Source organism: Streptomyces rishiriensis (assembly GCF_003112535.1).
Taxonomy (GTDB): Bacteria; Actinomycetota; Actinomycetes; order Streptomycetales; family Streptomycetaceae; genus Streptomyces; species Streptomyces rishiriensis.
The window spans coordinates 125,336-140,730 of the sequence record NZ_BEWA01000005.1 but is presented as its reverse complement, the minus strand read 5'-3'; the positions used below and the strand labels follow the sequence as shown (position 1 = coordinate 140,730).

At 71.1% G+C, this 15,395-nt stretch carries 17 protein-coding genes; 10 read left to right on the top strand and 7 right to left on the bottom strand.

Annotation, left to right across the window (positions count from 1 at the left end):
• The first annotated feature begins 53 nt into the window (after positions 1–53).
• Positions 54–593: a GNAT family N-acetyltransferase gene (locus Sri02f_RS09030; protein ID WP_109000576.1), complete on the top strand. Its 540-nt coding sequence runs from the start codon at positions 54–56 to the stop codon at positions 591–593.
• Positions 594–720: 127 nt separating this feature from the next.
• On the opposite strand, the gene Sri02f_RS09025 is transcribed toward Sri02f_RS09030, so the two are convergent.
• Positions 721–1,404 carry a glycerophosphodiester phosphodiesterase gene (locus tag Sri02f_RS09025; RefSeq protein ID WP_109000575.1) on the bottom strand — a complete coding sequence of 228 codons (684 nt, stop codon included), beginning with the start codon at positions 1,402–1,404 and terminating at the stop codon, positions 721–723.
• A gap of 258 nt (positions 1,405–1,662) precedes the next feature.
• Between Sri02f_RS09025 and Sri02f_RS09020 the strand changes: the two genes are divergently transcribed.
• The 4 genes from Sri02f_RS09020 (at position 1,663) to Sri02f_RS09005 (ending at position 5,631) form a co-directional block, all read left to right on the top strand.
• Complete coding sequence (locus tag Sri02f_RS09020) at positions 1,663–3,060, top strand: DUF6421 family protein (protein ID WP_109000574.1); 1,398 nt, start codon at positions 1,663–1,665, stop codon at positions 3,058–3,060.
• Between the two features lie 41 nt (positions 3,061–3,101).
• Positions 3,102–3,848: an SDR family NAD(P)-dependent oxidoreductase gene (locus Sri02f_RS09015; protein ID WP_109000573.1), complete on the top strand. Its 747-nt coding sequence runs from the start codon at positions 3,102–3,104 to the stop codon at positions 3,846–3,848.
• Complete coding sequence (locus tag Sri02f_RS09010; protein WP_109000572.1) at positions 3,845–4,915, top strand: threonine aldolase family protein; 1,071 nt, start codon at positions 3,845–3,847, stop codon at positions 4,913–4,915. Before Sri02f_RS09015 ends, Sri02f_RS09010 begins: the two co-directional genes overlap by 4 nt.
• Before the next feature lie 122 nt (positions 4,916–5,037).
• Positions 5,038–5,631 (top strand): transglutaminase domain-containing protein, encoded by a 594-nt coding sequence (locus Sri02f_RS09005; RefSeq protein WP_167467513.1) that lies wholly within the window; start codon positions 5,038–5,040, stop codon positions 5,629–5,631.
• A 71-nt stretch (positions 5,632–5,702) separates the two neighbouring features.
• Here the strand turns inward: Sri02f_RS09005 and Sri02f_RS09000 are convergent, their stop codons facing one another.
• Positions 5,703–6,431, bottom strand: coding sequence for a lysophospholipid acyltransferase family protein (locus Sri02f_RS09000; protein ID WP_109000570.1), 729 nt, complete (start codon positions 6,429–6,431; stop codon positions 5,703–5,705).
• Positions 6,432–6,619: 188 nt separating this feature from the next.
• On the bottom strand, positions 6,620–7,036 hold the full coding sequence (locus Sri02f_RS08995; protein ID WP_109000569.1) for a DUF4395 domain-containing protein: 417 nt from the start codon (positions 7,034–7,036) through the stop codon (positions 6,620–6,622).
• A 75-nt stretch (positions 7,037–7,111) separates the two neighbouring features.
• Here Sri02f_RS08995 and Sri02f_RS08990 point away from each other — a divergent pair, with 75 nt between their 5' ends.
• From Sri02f_RS08990 to Sri02f_RS08975, 4 genes are all read left to right on the top strand, one after another.
• Positions 7,112–7,525 (top strand): TlpA family protein disulfide reductase, encoded by a 414-nt coding sequence (locus tag Sri02f_RS08990; RefSeq protein ID WP_109000568.1) that lies wholly within the window; start codon positions 7,112–7,114, stop codon positions 7,523–7,525.
• Positions 7,526–7,733: 208 nt separating this feature from the next.
• Positions 7,734–8,243 (top strand): flavin reductase family protein, encoded by a 510-nt coding sequence (locus Sri02f_RS08985; protein WP_109000990.1) that lies wholly within the window; start codon positions 7,734–7,736, stop codon positions 8,241–8,243.
• Positions 8,244–8,460: 217 nt separating this feature from the next.
• Positions 8,461–9,249 carry an electron transfer flavoprotein subunit beta/FixA family protein gene (locus tag Sri02f_RS08980; protein ID WP_109000567.1) on the top strand — a complete coding sequence of 263 codons (789 nt, stop codon included), beginning with the start codon at positions 8,461–8,463 and terminating at the stop codon, positions 9,247–9,249.
• Positions 9,250–9,300: 51 nt separating this feature from the next.
• Complete coding sequence (locus Sri02f_RS08975; protein WP_109000566.1) at positions 9,301–10,263, top strand: electron transfer flavoprotein subunit alpha/FixB family protein; 963 nt, start codon at positions 9,301–9,303, stop codon at positions 10,261–10,263.
• Between the two features lie 67 nt (positions 10,264–10,330).
• On the opposite strand, the gene Sri02f_RS08970 is transcribed toward Sri02f_RS08975, so the two are convergent.
• Positions 10,331–11,251: an endonuclease/exonuclease/phosphatase family protein gene (locus Sri02f_RS08970; RefSeq protein ID WP_109000565.1), complete on the bottom strand. Its 921-nt coding sequence runs from the start codon at positions 11,249–11,251 to the stop codon at positions 10,331–10,333.
• 183 nt (positions 11,252–11,434) lie between these two features.
• On the opposite strand from Sri02f_RS08970, the gene Sri02f_RS08965 reads away from it, so the two are divergent.
• A complete protein-coding gene (locus Sri02f_RS08965; RefSeq protein ID WP_109000564.1) occupies positions 11,435–12,742 on the top strand; it encodes a DUF6986 family protein in 1,308 nt (435 codons plus the stop codon).
• Between the two features lie 122 nt (positions 12,743–12,864).
• On the opposite strand, the gene Sri02f_RS08960 is transcribed toward Sri02f_RS08965, so the two are convergent.
• The 3 genes from Sri02f_RS08960 to Sri02f_RS08950 form a co-directional block, all read right to left on the bottom strand.
• A complete protein-coding gene (locus Sri02f_RS08960) occupies positions 12,865–13,308 on the bottom strand; it encodes a VOC family protein (RefSeq protein ID WP_109000563.1) in 444 nt (147 codons plus the stop codon).
• Between the two features lie 86 nt (positions 13,309–13,394).
• Positions 13,395–14,132, bottom strand: a complete 738-nt coding sequence (locus Sri02f_RS08955; protein WP_109000562.1) for a hypothetical protein — start codon at positions 14,130–14,132, stop codon at positions 13,395–13,397.
• Between the two features lie 7 nt (positions 14,133–14,139).
• Positions 14,140–15,177, bottom strand: a complete 1,038-nt coding sequence (locus tag Sri02f_RS08950; protein ID WP_109000561.1) for a LacI family DNA-binding transcriptional regulator — start codon at positions 15,175–15,177, stop codon at positions 14,140–14,142.
• Positions 15,178–15,395 lie beyond the last annotated feature (218 nt).

The following is a 15,395-nucleotide window of genomic DNA, read 5'->3' as shown; positions in this document are numbered from 1 at the left end:
CGGAGTTAGGCTCACCGGTGCCCCAGACATGTCAGAGACCGGAGATCGCCCGCATGGACACCGCTGCCACCGACCTGACCTTCCGCGACGCCACCGCCGCCGACGTCGACGCCATAGTCCGGCTCGTCGAGTCCGCCTATCGCGGTGACTCCAGCCGGGCCGGGTGGACGACCGAGGCCGACATCCTGCAGGGGCAGCGGACCGACCCCGACGGCGTGCTCGCGGTCGTCGAGGCGCCCGACTCCAGGCTGCTCGTCGCCGAGCAGGACGGCCGGATCGTCGCCTGCTGCCAGCTCGAGCACCGCGGCGACCACGCCTACTTCGGCATGTTCGCGGTCGGCCCCACGGCGCAGGGCGCCGGCCTCGGCAAGGCCGTCATGGCGCAGGCCGAGCGCGAGGCGCGGGAGGAGTGGGGCGTCACCGAGATGCACATGACCGTGATCTCCGTCCGCGAGGACCTCATCGCCTGGTACGAGCGTCGCGGCTACCGCCGTACGGGACGGATGACCCCCTTCCCGTACGGCGACGAGCGCTTCGGCATCCCGCAGCGCGACGACCTGCAGTTCGAGCTGCTGATCAAGGACCTCGCCTGAGCGCCGGTCCGCACGGCCAGGGTCTGTCGTTTGGATCAGGTCGCAGGTCGCAGGTCGCAGGTCGCAGGTCGCAGGGCGTCGGCGGGACCGGTCGATGCCGGTGAGCGGGGTGATCCAAACGACAGGCCTAGGCCGTGAAGCGGCCGGTGCGCCTGATCTCCGGGTAGTCGGTCGTCGCGCCGTCGAGTGCGAAGGCGCGGGCGAGCCGCAGCTGGTCCTGGGTGTTGACCACCCAGCCGATGATCCGCAGGTCGCGTTCGCGGGCCTCCTCGACGATCTCCAGGGTGAGGCGCCTGAGGTTGAGGCAGAGCGTGGCGGCGCCGGCGGTCACCGCCCGGTCCACGATGTCGAGGCCGTACCGGCTGCCGATGAGCGCGGTGCGCACCCCGGGGACCAGCCGCCCGATCTCCGCGACGGCCTCGTCGTGGAAGGAGGACACCTCCACCCGCCCCAACAGGTCCCGTGCCTGCATCACCTCGGCCAGCGCCCGCGCCGCCCGGACGTCCTTGATCTCGGCCTGCAGCGGCGTGCGCACCGCGTCCAGGACCTCCTCGAAGACGGGCACGCGCTCCCCGCGCCCCGCGTCGAGGGTCCGCAGCTCCGCGAGGGTCCGGTCGGCGATGGCCCCGGCGCCGTCGGTCGTGCGGTCCACGTCGGGGTCGTGCATGACCACGAGCGCGCCGTCCTTGCTCAGGTGCAGATCGAGTTCGATGACGTCGAGGCCGGCCTGCTCGGCGGCGACGAAGGAGCGCAGCGTGTTCTCGGGCTCGACGCCCATCACTCCGCGGTGACCGATGGTGAGGAAGTTCAAGGCGCGACTCGTTTCCGTCGACGGCGGGGCCGGGGGAGCACGTGAGCCGACGGCCGCGGGCCGGCCAGGACAGGCGTGCGTCCTCGGAGTTCCCTACCCGCCCTGCCCACGCGGAAGCGTCGCTCTTCCGGTGTCCGGCAGGAAAAAGTGCGGTGAAGATGCGAACACGCAGGATAATTTCCCGAAGGTCCACTTGCTGGAGGAAACCTCGTATGCATACGGTGTGCGGACGCGAGGTTCTCCAGTGGAGGATGGGACATGACGGAAATTCTTGTGCAGGCAGCTACGGAGGATCGGATGCCTCCGACGCCCAGGGTGGTGGAGCACCCGGCGTGGCGCGTGCTCAAGGATGCCGTGGAGGGAATCCGGCCCTGGCAGGCGAAGGACGGATCGATCGACTTCACGGCCGAGGGCGCGCCGGCGCGCACGGACGCCGAGCACGCCGTACAGCGGGTGATCGAGGCCGTCGAGGAGCTCTCCCCGCTGCTCCCGCACGACGCCGACTACCACCGCGCCCTGGCGAAGGACCTGCGGGTCTGGGCCGACGGCGGCTTCGAGGTGCCGGACTTCCTCGACTCGCTGCTGGCCTTCCAGCCCGCCGCGAACCGCGCGGACGGCCTGCAGCACCTGGTCGTCTTCCCGATGTACACGCAGAACGGCAACCCGGACCGCAACCTGGAGGCGGTCGTGCTGCGCATGGTCTGGCCGGACTGGCTGGCCGAGCTGGAGCGCACCCGCTACGACAACCCGCTGTTCTGCGGCATCACCTTCGAGGACTTCACGGCCGGTTACGACACCAACTCGGCCGTCCTCTTCCCGGAGACCATCGCCGTCCGCGAAGCGCCGGAACGTTTCTCCTGGGGCGGCATCTTCTGCGACCGCGAGGCGGCGCGCTTCCGCCGTGTGACCGACGCCGCCGTCGACGTGCTGGGCCTGGAGCTGCCCGAGGACATCGCCGCCATGGTCCACGACCAGAAGCGCTGCGAAGAGGCCTTCGTGCTCTGGGACATGGTCCACGACCGCACCCACAGCCACGGCGACCTGCCGTTCGACCCGTTCATGATCAAGCAGCGTCAGCCGTTCTGGATGTACGGCCTGGAGGAGCTGCGCTGCGACCTCACCGCCTTCAAGGAGGCCGTGAAGCTGCAGGACGACGGTGTCCCGCAGGCCCGTGACGTGCAGTACGCGGTCCTCTTCGACCGCATGTTCCGCTTCCCCGTCACCGGTGAGCGCGTGCGCAACTACGACGGCCTCGGCGGGCAGCTGCTCTTCGCGTACCTGCACAAGCACGACGTCGTCCGCTGGACCGACAACAAGCTGCACATCGACTGGCAACGCGCCCCGCAGGTCACCAACCAGCTCTGCGCCGACATCGAGCAGCTCTACCGGGACGGCATCGACCGCCCCAAGCTCGTCCACTGGTTCGCGGGCTACGAGCTGGTCTCGACCTACCTCGCACCGCACCCGGGTTCCAAGTGGGCCAAGGGTCCCGACGCCCTGGACCTGACCCAGCCGCCGCGCAAACTCGTGGACGACGTGCTTCCGGACGAGTTTCCGCTGAGCATGTTCTTTGAGGCACTGTCCAAGAAGCTGAAGAGCGTGATCGCCTCGACCCGGGGCATCACGGCGGACAGCGCCGAGCGGATCGCCGCGTGAGCGACCTGCGTACCGAGAACACTGCTCAGGAGGCGAGGAACATGGGGAACGGGGCTCTCAGCGGTGCGGTGATCGCGGTGGCCGGCGCGGGCGGACCCGCGGGCCGGGCGGCACTGCTCAGGCTTGCCGAGGCCGGCGCGACCGTCGTCGGCGCGGACAACGACCCGGAGCGTCTGGCGGAGGCCGTCGACGCGGCCCGCTACGGGGCCGGGGGCGCCAGCGTCATCGGTGAGCCGGTCGACCTGCTCGACCTGGACTCGACCCGTGACTGGGCGCTCCGCGTCGAGAAGGACTTCGGCCGCGTCGACGGCGTGGTCCACCTCGTCGGAGGCTGGCGCGGCAGCGAGACGTTCATCAAGACCAGCCTGGACGACTGGGACTTCCTGGAACTGTTGCTGATCAAGACCGTGCAGCACACCTCGCTCGCCTTCTTCGAGGGCCTCCAGCGCAGCGAGCGCGGCCGGTACGTGCTGATCAGCGCCGCCGGCGCCACGAAGCCCTCCGCGAGCAACGCCGCGTACGCCGCCGCCAAGGCCGCCGCCGAGGCCTGGACCCTGGCGCTCGCCGACGCCTTCCGCAAGGCGGGGGGCGCCGAGGGCCCGACCTCCGCGGCTGCGATCCTGGTGGTGAAGGCGCTGGTGCACGAGGCGATGCGCGCCGACCGCCCCAACGCGAAGTTCGCGGGTTTCACGGACGTCAAGGACCTGGCCGAGGCCATCGCCGGGGTCTGGGAGAAGCCCGCCACCGAAGTGAACGGACAGCGTCTGTGGCTCACCGAGCAGCCGTGAACCCTCCGAAGACCGACGCCCGACGCCATCACGACCCCGAGGTCCGCGGCTTCGCCAGCGACAACTACGCCGGGGTGCACCCGGAGGTGCTGGCGGCCCTGGCCGTGGCCAACGGCGGCCATCAGGTGGCGTACGGGGAGGACGACTACACCGAGAACCTCCAGGGAATCGTCCGCAGCCACTTCGGGTCGACGGCGGAGGCCTTCCCGGTCTTCAACGGCACCGGCGCGAACGTCGTCGCGCTCCAGGCGGTCACCGACCGCTGGGGCGCGGTGATCTGCGCCGAGAGCGCCCACATCAACGTGGACGAAGGCGGCGCGCCCGAGCGCATGGGCGGTCTGAAGCTGCTCACCGTCCCCACGCCCGACGGCAAGCTCACGCCCGAGCTGATCGACCGGCAGGCGTGGGGGTGGGAGGACGAGCACCGCGCGATGCCGCAGGCCGTCTCGATCACCCAGAGCACGGAGCTCGGCACGCTCTACACGCCGGAGGAGATCCGGGCGATCTGCGACCACGCCCACGCGCGCGGTATGAAGGTCCACCTGGACGGCTCGCGGATATCCAACGCGGCGGCCTCGCTGGACGTCCCGATGCGGGCGTTCACCAACGCCGTGGGCGTCGACATCCTCTCCCTCGGCGGGACGAAGAACGGCGCGCTCTTCGGTGAGGCGGTCGTCGTGATCAACCGGGACGCCGTCAGTCACATGAAGCATCTGCGCAAGCTGTCCATGCAGCTCGCCTCCAAGATGCGCTTCGTGTCGGTGCAGTTGGAGGCACTGCTCGCCAAGGACCTGTGGCTGCGCAACGCCCGTCACGCCAACGAGATGGCCCAGCGGCTGGCGGAGGGCGTGCGCGCCGTGCACGGCGTGGAGATCCTTTACCCGGTGCAGGCCAACGGCGTCTTCGCCCGGCTTCCGCACGACGTGAGCGAGCGCCTGCAGCAGCGGTTCCGGTTCTATTTCTGGGACGAGGCGGCGGGCGTCGTGCGCTGGATGTGCGCGTTCGACACGACCGAGGAGGACGTGGATTCGTTCGTGGCGGCGGTCAAGGAGGAGATGGCGCGCTAGACCGCTGCCGTGCCGGAGCGACAGCGCAACCGGTGCGCGAGATGCAGAGGTAACTGCATAGGTATACGGTCACCTGAAAAGTCATTGACGTTCGGGTGATCGTTTTCCTATGCTCCGTGCTCATGGAGCTGATCCAGGAGAACCCCGACCTGTCTGCGTATCTGGCCGCCGACGAGGTCATCGACCATCGCCATCCGCTGGTGTGCGCCACGGCGGCACGGCTCGCGAGAAAGGCGGAGGACTCGTATGCCTATGCAAGGCTGGCGTTCGAGTACGTCCGCGACGCCGTCACCCACTCGCAGGACGCCGGCGACCCGCGCGTGACCTGGCGCGCCTCGGACGTGCTGGAGAAGGCGACGGGCATCTGCCACGCCAAGGCCCATGCCCTGGCCGCGCTGCTGCGGGCCGAGGACATTCCGACGGCGCTGTGCTACCAGCGGTTCGCGCACGACGCGGGCGACGGGCACGCCCTGCACGGACTGGTCGCCGTGCGCTTCGGCGGGGCCTGGCACCGCCAGGACCCGCGCGGCAACAAACCGGGCGTGGACGCGCGGTTCTCCCTGGCCGGCGAACGCCTGGCCTTCGTGCCCGACCCCGCGGCGGGCGAGTCGGACCACCCGGTGCTGTACGCGGCGCCGCATCCGGCGGTCCTGAGCGCGCTCAAGGCCGCCCGCGACCGTCCGTCCCTCTGGCGCACGCTGCCGTCGGCGCTGTGAGCACGCGCCCCGCGGGGCGGCCCGTCCCGCTCGGGCCCGCCCCCGGCCGACCGGGGGCGCCCAGGAGGACGTCAGCGCGCCTCGGCCTCGCGCACCTGCTCCGGCGTGGGCGCGGTGCCGCCGAGGTGGGCCGGCATCCACCAGGTGTCGCTCGCGTCCTTGGGGCGCACGGGGTAGGCGCGCTGGGCGGCCTCCAGCAGCTCCTGGACACGCTCGCGCAGCTGCCGGGTGATGGCCCCCGCGTACTTGTCGCGCGAGGCCTCCATGGCCTCGCCCACGCGGATGGTGATCGGGGTGTGGCTGCGCTTGAAGTTGCGCGGGTGGCCCTTGGTCCACAGGCGCTGCGTACCCCACAGGGCCACCGGGATCAGCGGGACGCCCGCCTCCTGGGCCATGCGGGCCGCGCCCGACTTGAAGCTCTTCAGCGTGAACGACTGCGAGATGGTGGCCTCGGGGAAGACCCCGACGATCTCGCCCGAGCGCAGCGACTCCAGCGCGTGCGCGTAGGCCGTCTCGCCCTGGTTGCGGTCCACCGGGATGTGCTTCATGCCGCGCATCAGCGGACCCGAGATCCGGTGGCGGAACACGGACTCCTTCGCCATGAAACGAACGAGACGTTTCTGCGGGAGTGCGGCCAGACCGTCGAAGATGAAGTCGAGGTAGCTGATGTGATTGCTCACCAGCACGGCACCACCTGAGCGCGGGATGTTCTCCGACCCCTTGCAGTCGATCTTGAGGTCCCAGGCCTTGAACAAGGTCTGGGCTAGGCCGACGACGGGGCGGTAGACAAGCTCTGCCATGGGCGGGGCGAACCCTTCCTTCTCTTTGCCGGGGATGCCTCCCGGCGGCAAAGTTACGCAGCCGTAGGTTTACGGCATCTCGCAGATCGTGCCCGAAGAACGGCCGGGGAGCCAGCCCTGGTGCCCGGCGGCGGCGAGATCCTCGTCACTTCCCTCCCCTTGATCCACCTCGGCCTTTTAAGTGGCCTTTACTCCACCCGAACCGCGACGCGCCGTACGAGCAGGTACATCTCGCATCCGAGGCAGTACCCGAAGGCGGCATTGAGGAACGCGGCGGCCAGCGCGGCTCCCGTCGCCGCGAGGCCGAGCCAGCCGGGGCCCAGGGTGAGGCCGACGAGGCCGAGGCCCGCGAACAGCAGTCCCACGGCCTGCGCGAACCGCGGCGGCTCCGGGGCCTCGAACGCGGTCGGCGGCCCGAGCCGCGGCCGTACCGCACGGCGGAACAGCCAGCCGTACGGCGAACGTCCCACGCCGCCCGCCGCGCCCAGTGCGAACGCCAGCGTCTGCCAGGCCAGCAGCCAGGCGTTCCCGGTGATCAGAACGACCGCGAGCACCACGGTCGTCACGGCGGCCCCGAAGCGCGGGCCCCTCGCGTCGATGTCCATGAATCAAGCATTCCGCATCGGGCAGGATTCCCGCGGCCGGGAATCTTTGCAGTCTCGTGAACGCTGCAACAGCCGATGACCGGACTGATGGTGTGCGTGGCGGTGCTCGCGGCGGCGAGCGTCTACGGAGTGCTGCATCGGCGGCGGAGCGGGAGAGTGCGGGTGCGCGGGCGGGACGACGGCAGGCGGCTGGGAGCGGACCGGCTCGGCGGCGCACTCGGCGAACGGGCCACGCTCGTGCAGTTCTCCAGCGCCTTCTGCGCGCCGTGCCGGGCGACCCGCAGGGTGCTCGGCGAGGTGGCCGGCGTGGTGCCCGGAGTCGCCCACATCGAGATCGACGCCGAGGCGCGGCTGGACCTCGTCCGTGAACTCGACATCCTCAAGACGCCGACCGTGCTGGTCCTGGACGCCGACGGCCGGATCGTCCGGCGCGCCACCGGTCAGCCCCGCAGGGCCGACGTCATCGCGGCGCTGGGGGAGGCGGTGTGACCTGCGGGCGGGGAACGGTGAGGCATCTCCCAGTTGCCGGGACGGACTTGACTGTGCGTGCCCGCCGTCGTCAGCCTGACCGTATGCCTGAGGAACTCCTTCTCCACGGACGGGTCCACGTGGACCTGCTCCGTACCGCGAGCGCGCGCTGTCCGGTCCGTTGAGCGCCCACGGCCCGACCCGCCACTTCCCGCAGAAGGACGACTTCATGACGGCCACGCCCGACCTCGGTCTCCCCCGGGTCGCCTCTCCCGATCTCCTGCGCTCCGTCTTCAGGCGGCACGCGGCCGGAGTCGCCGTGATCACCGCCCCGGGCGAGACCGGCCCGGTCGGTTTCACCGCCACCTCTCTCAGTTCCGTGTCCGCGGAGCCCCCGATGCTCTCCTTCGGCATCGGCACGGGGGCCTCCAGCTGGCCCGCGGTGTCGCGGGCGGAGTACGTGGGCGTCCACATACTCGGCGAGCACCAGCAGGCGCTGGCCGCCACCTTCGCCCGCAGCGGCGCCGACCGCTTCGGCGCGCCGACCGTGTGGCATGAGGGACCGCAGGGGGTTCCCGTCCTGGACGACGTGCTTGCCTGGCTGGTGTGCCGCGTCGTCGCGCGCGTGCCCGCGGGGGACCATCGCATCGTGCTGGCCGAGGTGCTCCTCGGCGACCCGGCGGGCCCGGGCCGTCCGCTGCTGTACCACCAGGGGCGTTTCACGGCTCTGCGGGATTGATCACTGGGCGGCTGTCCTGCGCGGTCGTCGGGTTCCGATTACGCTGCGTTGCACAGGTCACAGTTCAAAGCGCTTGCTTAGCGGGAACGAACTGGGTGTACTGGCGAGTAATATTTCGGTCGGAGCGCGGGCCGCCCCAACCGGGATCGGCCGCTTGAGACGCCTATGCTGCCTGGAAGAAGGCAGCCAGAACTGACGATGCAGTAGGAGAGCCGGCGTGAGCTTGAGGATCGTTGTCACTGTGAAGTACGTGCCCGACGCCACCGGCGACCGGCACTTCGCCGATGACCTGACCGTCGACCGGGACGACGTGGACGGTCTGCTCTCCGAGCTCGACGAGTACGCGGTCGAGCAGGCGCTGCAGATCTCCGAGAACTCCGACGACGACGTGGAGATCACCGTCCTGACGGTGGGCCCCGAGGACGCCAAGGACGCGCTGCGCAAGGCTCTCTCCATGGGCGCCGACAAGGCGATCCACGTCGAGGACGACGACCTGCACGGCACCGACGTCATCGGCACCTCCCTGGTGCTCGCCAAGGCGATCGAGAAGGCCGGCTACGACCTGGTCATCTCCGGTCTCGCCTCCACCGACGGCACCATGGGCGTCGTCCCGGCCCTGCTGGCCGAGCGCCTGGGCGTCCCGCAGGTCACCCTGCTCTCCGAGGTCTCGGTCGAGAACGGCACGGTCAAGGGCCGCCGCGACGGCGACGCCGCCTCCGAGAACCTGGAGGCCTCCCTGCCGGCCGTCGTGTCGGTCACCGACCAGTCCGGCGAGGCGCGTTACCCGTCCTTCAAGGGCATCATGGCCGCCAAGAAGAAGCCGGTGGAGTCCTGGGACCTGTCGGACCTGGACCTGGAGGCCGGGGAGGTCGGCCTGGAGGGTGCGTGGACCAAGGTCGACTCCGCGACCGAGCGTCCCGCCCGCACCGCGGGCACGATCGTCAAGGACGAGGGCGAGGGCGGCAAGCAGCTCGCCGAGTTCCTCGCGGGCCAGAAGTTCATCTAAAGGCCCCACGCCGACCGCCCCTCAACTTCGTTTCGCAGGAGAGCAAATCCCATGGCTGAAGTCCTCGTCTACGTCGACCACGTGGACGGCGCCGTCCGCAAGCCCACCCTGGAGCTGCTGACGCTCGCCCGCCGCATCGGCGAGCCGGTCGCCGTCGCGCTCGGCGCGGGCGCCGAGAACACCGCGGCCGCGCTGGCCGAGCACGGCGCCGTCAAGGTCCTCACGCACGACGCCTCCGAGTACGCCGACTACCTCGTCGTACCGAAGGTGGACGCGCTCCAGGCCGCCGTCGAGTCGGTCTCCCCGGCCGCCGTCCTCGTCCCGTCCTCCGCGGAGGGCAAGGAGATCGCCGCGCGTCTGGCGCTGCGCATCGGCTCCGGCGTCATCACCGACGCCACCGACCTCGAGGCCGGCGCCGAGGGCCCGGTGGCCACCCAGTCGGTGTTCGCCGCGTCCTTCACCACCAAGTCCCGTGTCTCCAAGGGCACCCCGGTCATCACCGTCAAGCCGAACTCGGCCGCCGTCGAGGCCGCCCCGGCCGCCGGCGCGGTCGAGGCCCTCGCGGTGACCTTCTCCGCGCAGGCCACCGGCACCAAGGTCACCGGCCGCACGCCGCGCGAGTCGACCGGCCGCCCGGAGCTGACCGAGGCCGCGATCGTGGTCTCCGGCGGCCGTGGCGTCAACGGCGCCGAGAACTTCGCGCTCATCGAGGCCCTCGCGGACTCCCTCGGCGCGGCCGTCGGCGCCTCCCGCGCGGCCGTCGACGCCGGCTGGTACCCGCACACCAACCAGGTGGGCCAGACCGGCAAGTCGGTCTCGCCGCAGCTCTACATCGCCAACGGCATCTCCGGCGCCATCCAGCACCGGGCCGGCATGCAGACCTCGAAGACGATCGTCGCCGTCAACAAGGACGCCGAGGCCCCGATCTTCGACCTGGTCGACTACGGCGTCGTGGGCGACCTGTTCGACGTCGTCCCGCAGCTCACCGAGGAGATCAACACCCGCAAGGGCTGATCCCCCCAGCAGTCGCAGAACTGCCCGAGGCCCCCGTGACCGCGCAGGTCACGGGGGCCTCGGCTCGTCACAGGCTCAACGACGCCTGCACCGGCAGATGGTCGCTCGGGTACTGGCCGTCGACGGCGAACGTGTCGGTCCACTCCCGGTGGACCCTGACGCCGGGCGTCGCCAGAATCCAGTCGATGCGTTCCCCGCCCGGAATCAGCGGCCTGTACCCGTGGAACGTCCCGTATGCGCCGCCACGCGCGCGTGCCGTGTCCCAGGTGTCCACCAGGCCGGTGGCGAGCAGCGTGTCGTAGACCGCGCTGCCGTGGGCGGCGGAGTTGAAGTCGCCGGTCAGCAGCAGCGGCAGCGCGGGATCGAACCGGGCGATCCGCGCGGCGATCAGGTCGGCGGCGCGCACGCGCGCGTACTGGCTCGCGTTGTCGAGGTGGGTGTTGAGGACGAGGAACTCCCGCCCCGCCGCCCGCAGATCACGGAAGCGGACCCAGGTGACCATGCGGGGATGGCCTCCGCCCCAGGTGTTGGAGCCGCGCACTCCCGGGGTGTCGGAGAGCCAGAAATGCTCGTACGCGGCCGGGACGAGCCGGCGCGTGTCGTAGAAGACGGCCACCGCCTCGTCGTCGCCCGCGGCACGGCTGGTGCCGATCCAGTCGTAGTGCGGCCCGAGATCGGCCTCGATGTCGCGCAGCTGCTGCGGCCGGCCCTCCTGGGTGCCGATGACGTGCGGGGCCGCCCGATGCAGCAGCGCGCCCATCACGGGCCGGCGGACCGCCCAGCTGTTGGGCTTCTTGCGGGACGCGAAGCGGAGGTTGAATGTCATGACCTCCAGCGGGGGCGCGGGCACGGGCGGGACCGTCCCGTGCGACCGGCTCTCCTGTCGTCCGGCCGACGATCCCACCATGCCGAGCAACGGGACGGCGGCCGCGGCCGCCAGCAGGGTTCTCAGCCCCGCCCGCCGGTTCGGCCCACTCCTGCCGGTCATGTGTTCCCCCTCGTCTCGTGAGTCAGGATGAAGGGGAGAACCCCTGTGCGGAAGAGGGCATGGGTGCGGCGGTGAACGGAAGGGGCCAGGCCGTGGACAGGGTGTTGACCTGCCGGAAGCCGCACGGATAACTTCGCTTTGCGGATTGTTGATTCCGTACAGTGGAAAACAGGAGGGTGTGGCATGGGTCAGGGCCAGCAGGAGACGGTGGCAACGAGTCTCGCGGGCGCCGTCAGCGAGGGGATCAGCGCCTCCCTCGCCCCGGTCGACGCCGAACTGGACCGCCGCTACCCCGGAGACCCGGGCACCCGTCAGCCCGTCCACACCGTCTACGTACCCGGCGACGTCTTCGACGCCGACACGATCCGCAGCTGGGGCGACCGGGCCCTCGCGGCCCTCGACGAGCACGCCCCCGACGCGGCCTCCTTCGCCGCCTGCCTCGGCCTGTCCGACGAACTCGCCGAGCCCGTGTACACGCGCGTGCGGGCCAAACTGGAGCGCGAGCCGGTGGAGGACCTCCGCGTCGACTTCGAGGACGGCTACGGCCCCCGCCCCGACGCGGAGGAGGACGCGGCCGCCGCCCGGGCGGCCCGGCTGATCGCCGAGGCCTGCGCCAAGGGCGCAGCCGCCCCCTACATGGGCATCCGCATGAAGTGCATGGAGGCCGCCGTGCGCGACCGGGGCATCCGCACGCTCGACGTCTTCCTCACCGCTCTGACGGAGGCCGGCGGCCTGCCCGACGGCCTGGTCCTCACCCTGCCGAAGGTCACCTACCCCGAGCAGGTCACGGCGATGGTCCGGCTGCTGGAGGCCTTCGAGGAGGCGCGCGGGCTGGACGCCGGACGGATCGGCTTCGAGATCCAGATCGAGACCAGCCAGGCGATCCTCGCCGCCGACGGCACCGCGACCGTCGCCCGCATGATCCAGGCGGCCGAGGGGCGGGCCACCGGCCTGCACTACGGCACCTTCGACTACAGCGCCTGCCTGGGCGTGTCCGCCGCCCACCAGGCCGCCGACCACCCGGCCGCCGACCATGCCAAGGCGGTCATGCAGGTCGCCGCGGCCGGCACCGGTGTACGGGTCTGCGACGGCTCCACGAACGTCCTGCCCGTCGGCCCGACCGCGAAGGTGCACGACGCCTGGCGGCTCCACTACGGCCTCACCCGCCGCGCTCTCGCCCGCGCCTACTACCAGGGCTGGGACATGCACCCCGGCCACCTCCCCACCCGCTACGCGGCCGTCTTCGCCTTCTACCGCGAGGGTTTCGCGCAGGCCGCCGAGCGCCTGTCCCGCTACGCCCACCGGGCCGGCGGCGACGTCATGGACGAACCGGCGACCGCCAAGGCCCTCGGCGGCTATCTGCTGCGCGGCCTCGACTGCGGCGCCCTCGACCTCGCCGAGGTGACCGCTGCGACCGGACTGTCCCGGACCGCCCTGGAGGGCTTCGCCGCACCGCGCCGCGGAGACCTGACGGCTTCGGCGTCGTCGTGAGGGACGAGACCGGGCGGGCGGTCGTGAGCGGGTGAGCGGGTGACCGGCCGGGGGCGCGCACCCCCGGCCGGTCACCCGCTCCGGCGACGGCCACCGCTCACCGCCACTGCTGCCCAAACCCGTTACTGCTGCTGCGTCTGCTGCATCTGCTGCGTCTGCTGCGTCTGCTGCGTTGGCTGCGATGCGGGAACGGCGTACGGGGCGGTGATGATCTCCATCCCGTGGCCCGAAGGATCCATGAAGTACAGGCCCCGGCCGCCGTGGTGATGGTTGATCTCACCCGGCTGCCTGCCGTGCGGATCCGCGAAGTACGTGATCCCGGCGCGCTCGATCCGGTCCAGAGCGGCGTCGAACTCCTCGTCGGAGACGAGGAAGGCGTAGTGCTGCATGACGATGGACTCCGCCGGGACGGTGGCGAAGTCCAGGGTGACCTTGTTGCTCGTGTCGACGGGAACGAACGGGCCCCACTCGGCTCCGACTTCGAGTCCCAGGATGTGGGCGAGGAATGCGGCCGACTCCCGGTTGTCACGGGAGTGGACGATGGTGTGGTTCAGCTCGACTGACATGTGTGGAATGCCTCCGCTGGGCAATCTCACGGGCGCCTCCATGCCTCACCCGGTCGGTGACCGACACGCGACGCCGTACGGTCACACTAACGGACGCGCAGATGTTCCAGGCCGGAGACGGTCACCAGATTCTCCTCCGTGAACAATCGCGTGCCCTGCTCGCACAGCCGTGCGTCGGCCCGGGCCCGACGGCAGAACTCCTCGGGCGTCTCGCCGAACAGCTTCCTCAACGTCCGCGATCCCGAGAGGAGTTCGGAGAGCAGGGCGCGCTGGCCGGGATGGCCGCGCGGGGTGCCCGAACCGTCGTGCAGAACCCCGTGGTGATTCACGTATGCGAAGGTATCGAGAAGTGCCTCGCCGTTCTCCAGCTCGACCCGGAACCCCGGCGCGGGCAACAGGACCCGATCGTAGTTCGGCTCCGTGGCGTCCAGCGTGGCGAGTTGGTCCGCGTCCAGCCAGATGACGAACAACTGCCGCGCGGCGCCCGGTGCGTTGACGGGCGAGGCGGAGACGTAGCCGAGGCGGCTGATGTGCGCCGACACGCCCACGTCGATGCCCGTCACGCGTGCGCGCACCATCGGGATGGGCGAGACGGCGCCGGACTCGGCCATCTTGTGCCGGAGTTGGGCCGGGCTGGCGTTGGAGCCGACGGCCACCACCGGGGTCCGGCCGGGATGCGTGAGGCGGTCCAGCGGCAGCAGCTCGTCGCCGTCGAGCAGCCCGGAGCCGCTCGGCCAGGCGCCGGGGTAGCTCAGCGGATGATCGCGGGGCGCGTCGGCCAGGCCCAGCGCCTCCAGTGTGCGGTGCTCGTCGCGGGCGTCCACGGCCGGCTCAGTCCGCCGGCGGCAGTTCGCCCGAGCCGCGGGTGATCAGCCGGGTCGGCAGTTCGATCCGTTCGGGGGCGAGCAGCGTGCCGTCCAGCTGCCGGAACAGCCGCTCTGCGGCGGTCCGGCCGAGCGCGGCCGCGTCCTGCGCGACGACGGTGACCCCCGGCTGGAGCAGGTCGGCGAGTTCCAGGTCGTCGAAGGCCACCAGGGCGGTCCGGCGGACCTGCTCCGCAAGGACCCGGATCACGGTGACCGTCACCCGGTTGTTCCCCGAGAAGACCGCCGTGACGGGCGCCGCCCCCGACAGCATCTCCTCGGCCGCGCGGCGCACCCGTGCCGGGTCGGTGGCGCCCAGGGACATCCATGCGTCCGCCACGGGTATCCCCGCGTCCTCCATCGCCGCGCGGTAGCCGCGCAGGCGCTCCGCGGCGGTGTGGATGCGGGGCATGTCGCCGATGAAGCCGATCCGGCGGTGCCCCTGGGCGACGAGGTGGGCGACGCCCGCGCGGGCGCCGCCGAAGTTGTCCGACAGCACGCAGTCGGCGTCGATGCGCCCGGCTGGGCGGTCCACGAAGACCGTCGCGACCCCGGCCCTGACCTCGGGCTCCAGATACCGGTGGTCGTCACCGGCCGGGATCACCACCAGGCCGTCCACCCGGCGCGCGCACAGCGCCAGCGCCAGCTCCTGCTCGCGCTCCGGGTCCTCGGCGCTGGAGCCGTTGATGAGCAGCGCGCCGTGCGCGCGGGCCACCTCCTCCACCGCCCGGCTGAGCGGCCCGTAGAACGGGTCGGCGAGGTCCTCCAGGACCAGGCCGATGGTGGCGGTGCGGCCCTTGCGCAGCACCCGGGCGCTGTCGTTGCGGCGGAAGCCGAGCGCGTCGATGGACTCCTGGACCCGGCGTTCCGTCTCGGGCGTGACCCCCGGCTCGCCGTTGACCACGCGGGACACGGTCTTGAGGCCGACTCCGGCCCGCGCGGCGACGTCCTTCATCGTGGGACGGTTGCCGTAACGGCTCTCGGGGCGGCGCTGCGTCTCCGGCACGATGCTGTGTCCTGTCCTGTCGTCCGCGGGAGGTCGGCATGCTCGCCGTCCGGTCGATCTCGCGGACGGGGATGCGGTGCCCCAGGGTTTGTATGAGGATGTGGCGTCGAGCATAGAGCCTGGACAACGTTGTCAGATGCGGGAGAGACTGTCCACCGCAATCCGGCCCGCGTCCCCCAACCGCTGGACCGGCCAGCCCATTTTCACGGTGGACGGGG

Excerpts from the sequence above, each read along its gene's own strand:
- Sri02f_RS08960 (WP_109000563.1), bottom strand. The coding sequence starts at position 13,308 with ATGTCAGTCGAGCTGAACCACACCATCGTCCACTCCCGTGACAACCGG.
- Sri02f_RS08985 (WP_109000990.1), top strand. The coding sequence starts at position 7,734 with ATGACGGCCACGCCCGACCTCGGTCTCCCCCGGGTCGCCTCTCCCGAT.
- Sri02f_RS08990 (WP_109000568.1), top strand. The coding sequence starts at position 7,112 with ATGACCGGACTGATGGTGTGCGTGGCGGTGCTCGCGGCGGCGAGCGTC.
- Sri02f_RS09015 (WP_109000573.1), top strand. The coding sequence starts at position 3,102 with ATGGGGAACGGGGCTCTCAGCGGTGCGGTGATCGCGGTGGCCGGCGCG.
- Sri02f_RS08995 (WP_109000569.1), bottom strand. The coding sequence starts at position 7,036 with ATGGACATCGACGCGAGGGGCCCGCGCTTCGGGGCCGCCGTGACGACC.
- Sri02f_RS09005 (WP_167467513.1), top strand. The coding sequence starts at position 5,038 with ATGGAGCTGATCCAGGAGAACCCCGACCTGTCTGCGTATCTGGCCGCC.
- Sri02f_RS08965 (WP_109000564.1), top strand. The coding sequence starts at position 11,435 with ATGGGTCAGGGCCAGCAGGAGACGGTGGCAACGAGTCTCGCGGGCGCC.
- Sri02f_RS08975 (WP_109000566.1), top strand. The coding sequence starts at position 9,301 with ATGGCTGAAGTCCTCGTCTACGTCGACCACGTGGACGGCGCCGTCCGC.
- Sri02f_RS09030 (WP_109000576.1), top strand. The coding sequence starts at position 54 with ATGGACACCGCTGCCACCGACCTGACCTTCCGCGACGCCACCGCCGCC.
- Sri02f_RS09020 (WP_109000574.1), top strand. The coding sequence starts at position 1,663 with ATGACGGAAATTCTTGTGCAGGCAGCTACGGAGGATCGGATGCCTCCG.
- Sri02f_RS08970 (WP_109000565.1), bottom strand. The coding sequence starts at position 11,251 with ATGACCGGCAGGAGTGGGCCGAACCGGCGGGCGGGGCTGAGAACCCTG.
- Sri02f_RS09000 (WP_109000570.1), bottom strand. The coding sequence starts at position 6,431 with ATGGCAGAGCTTGTCTACCGCCCCGTCGTCGGCCTAGCCCAGACCTTG.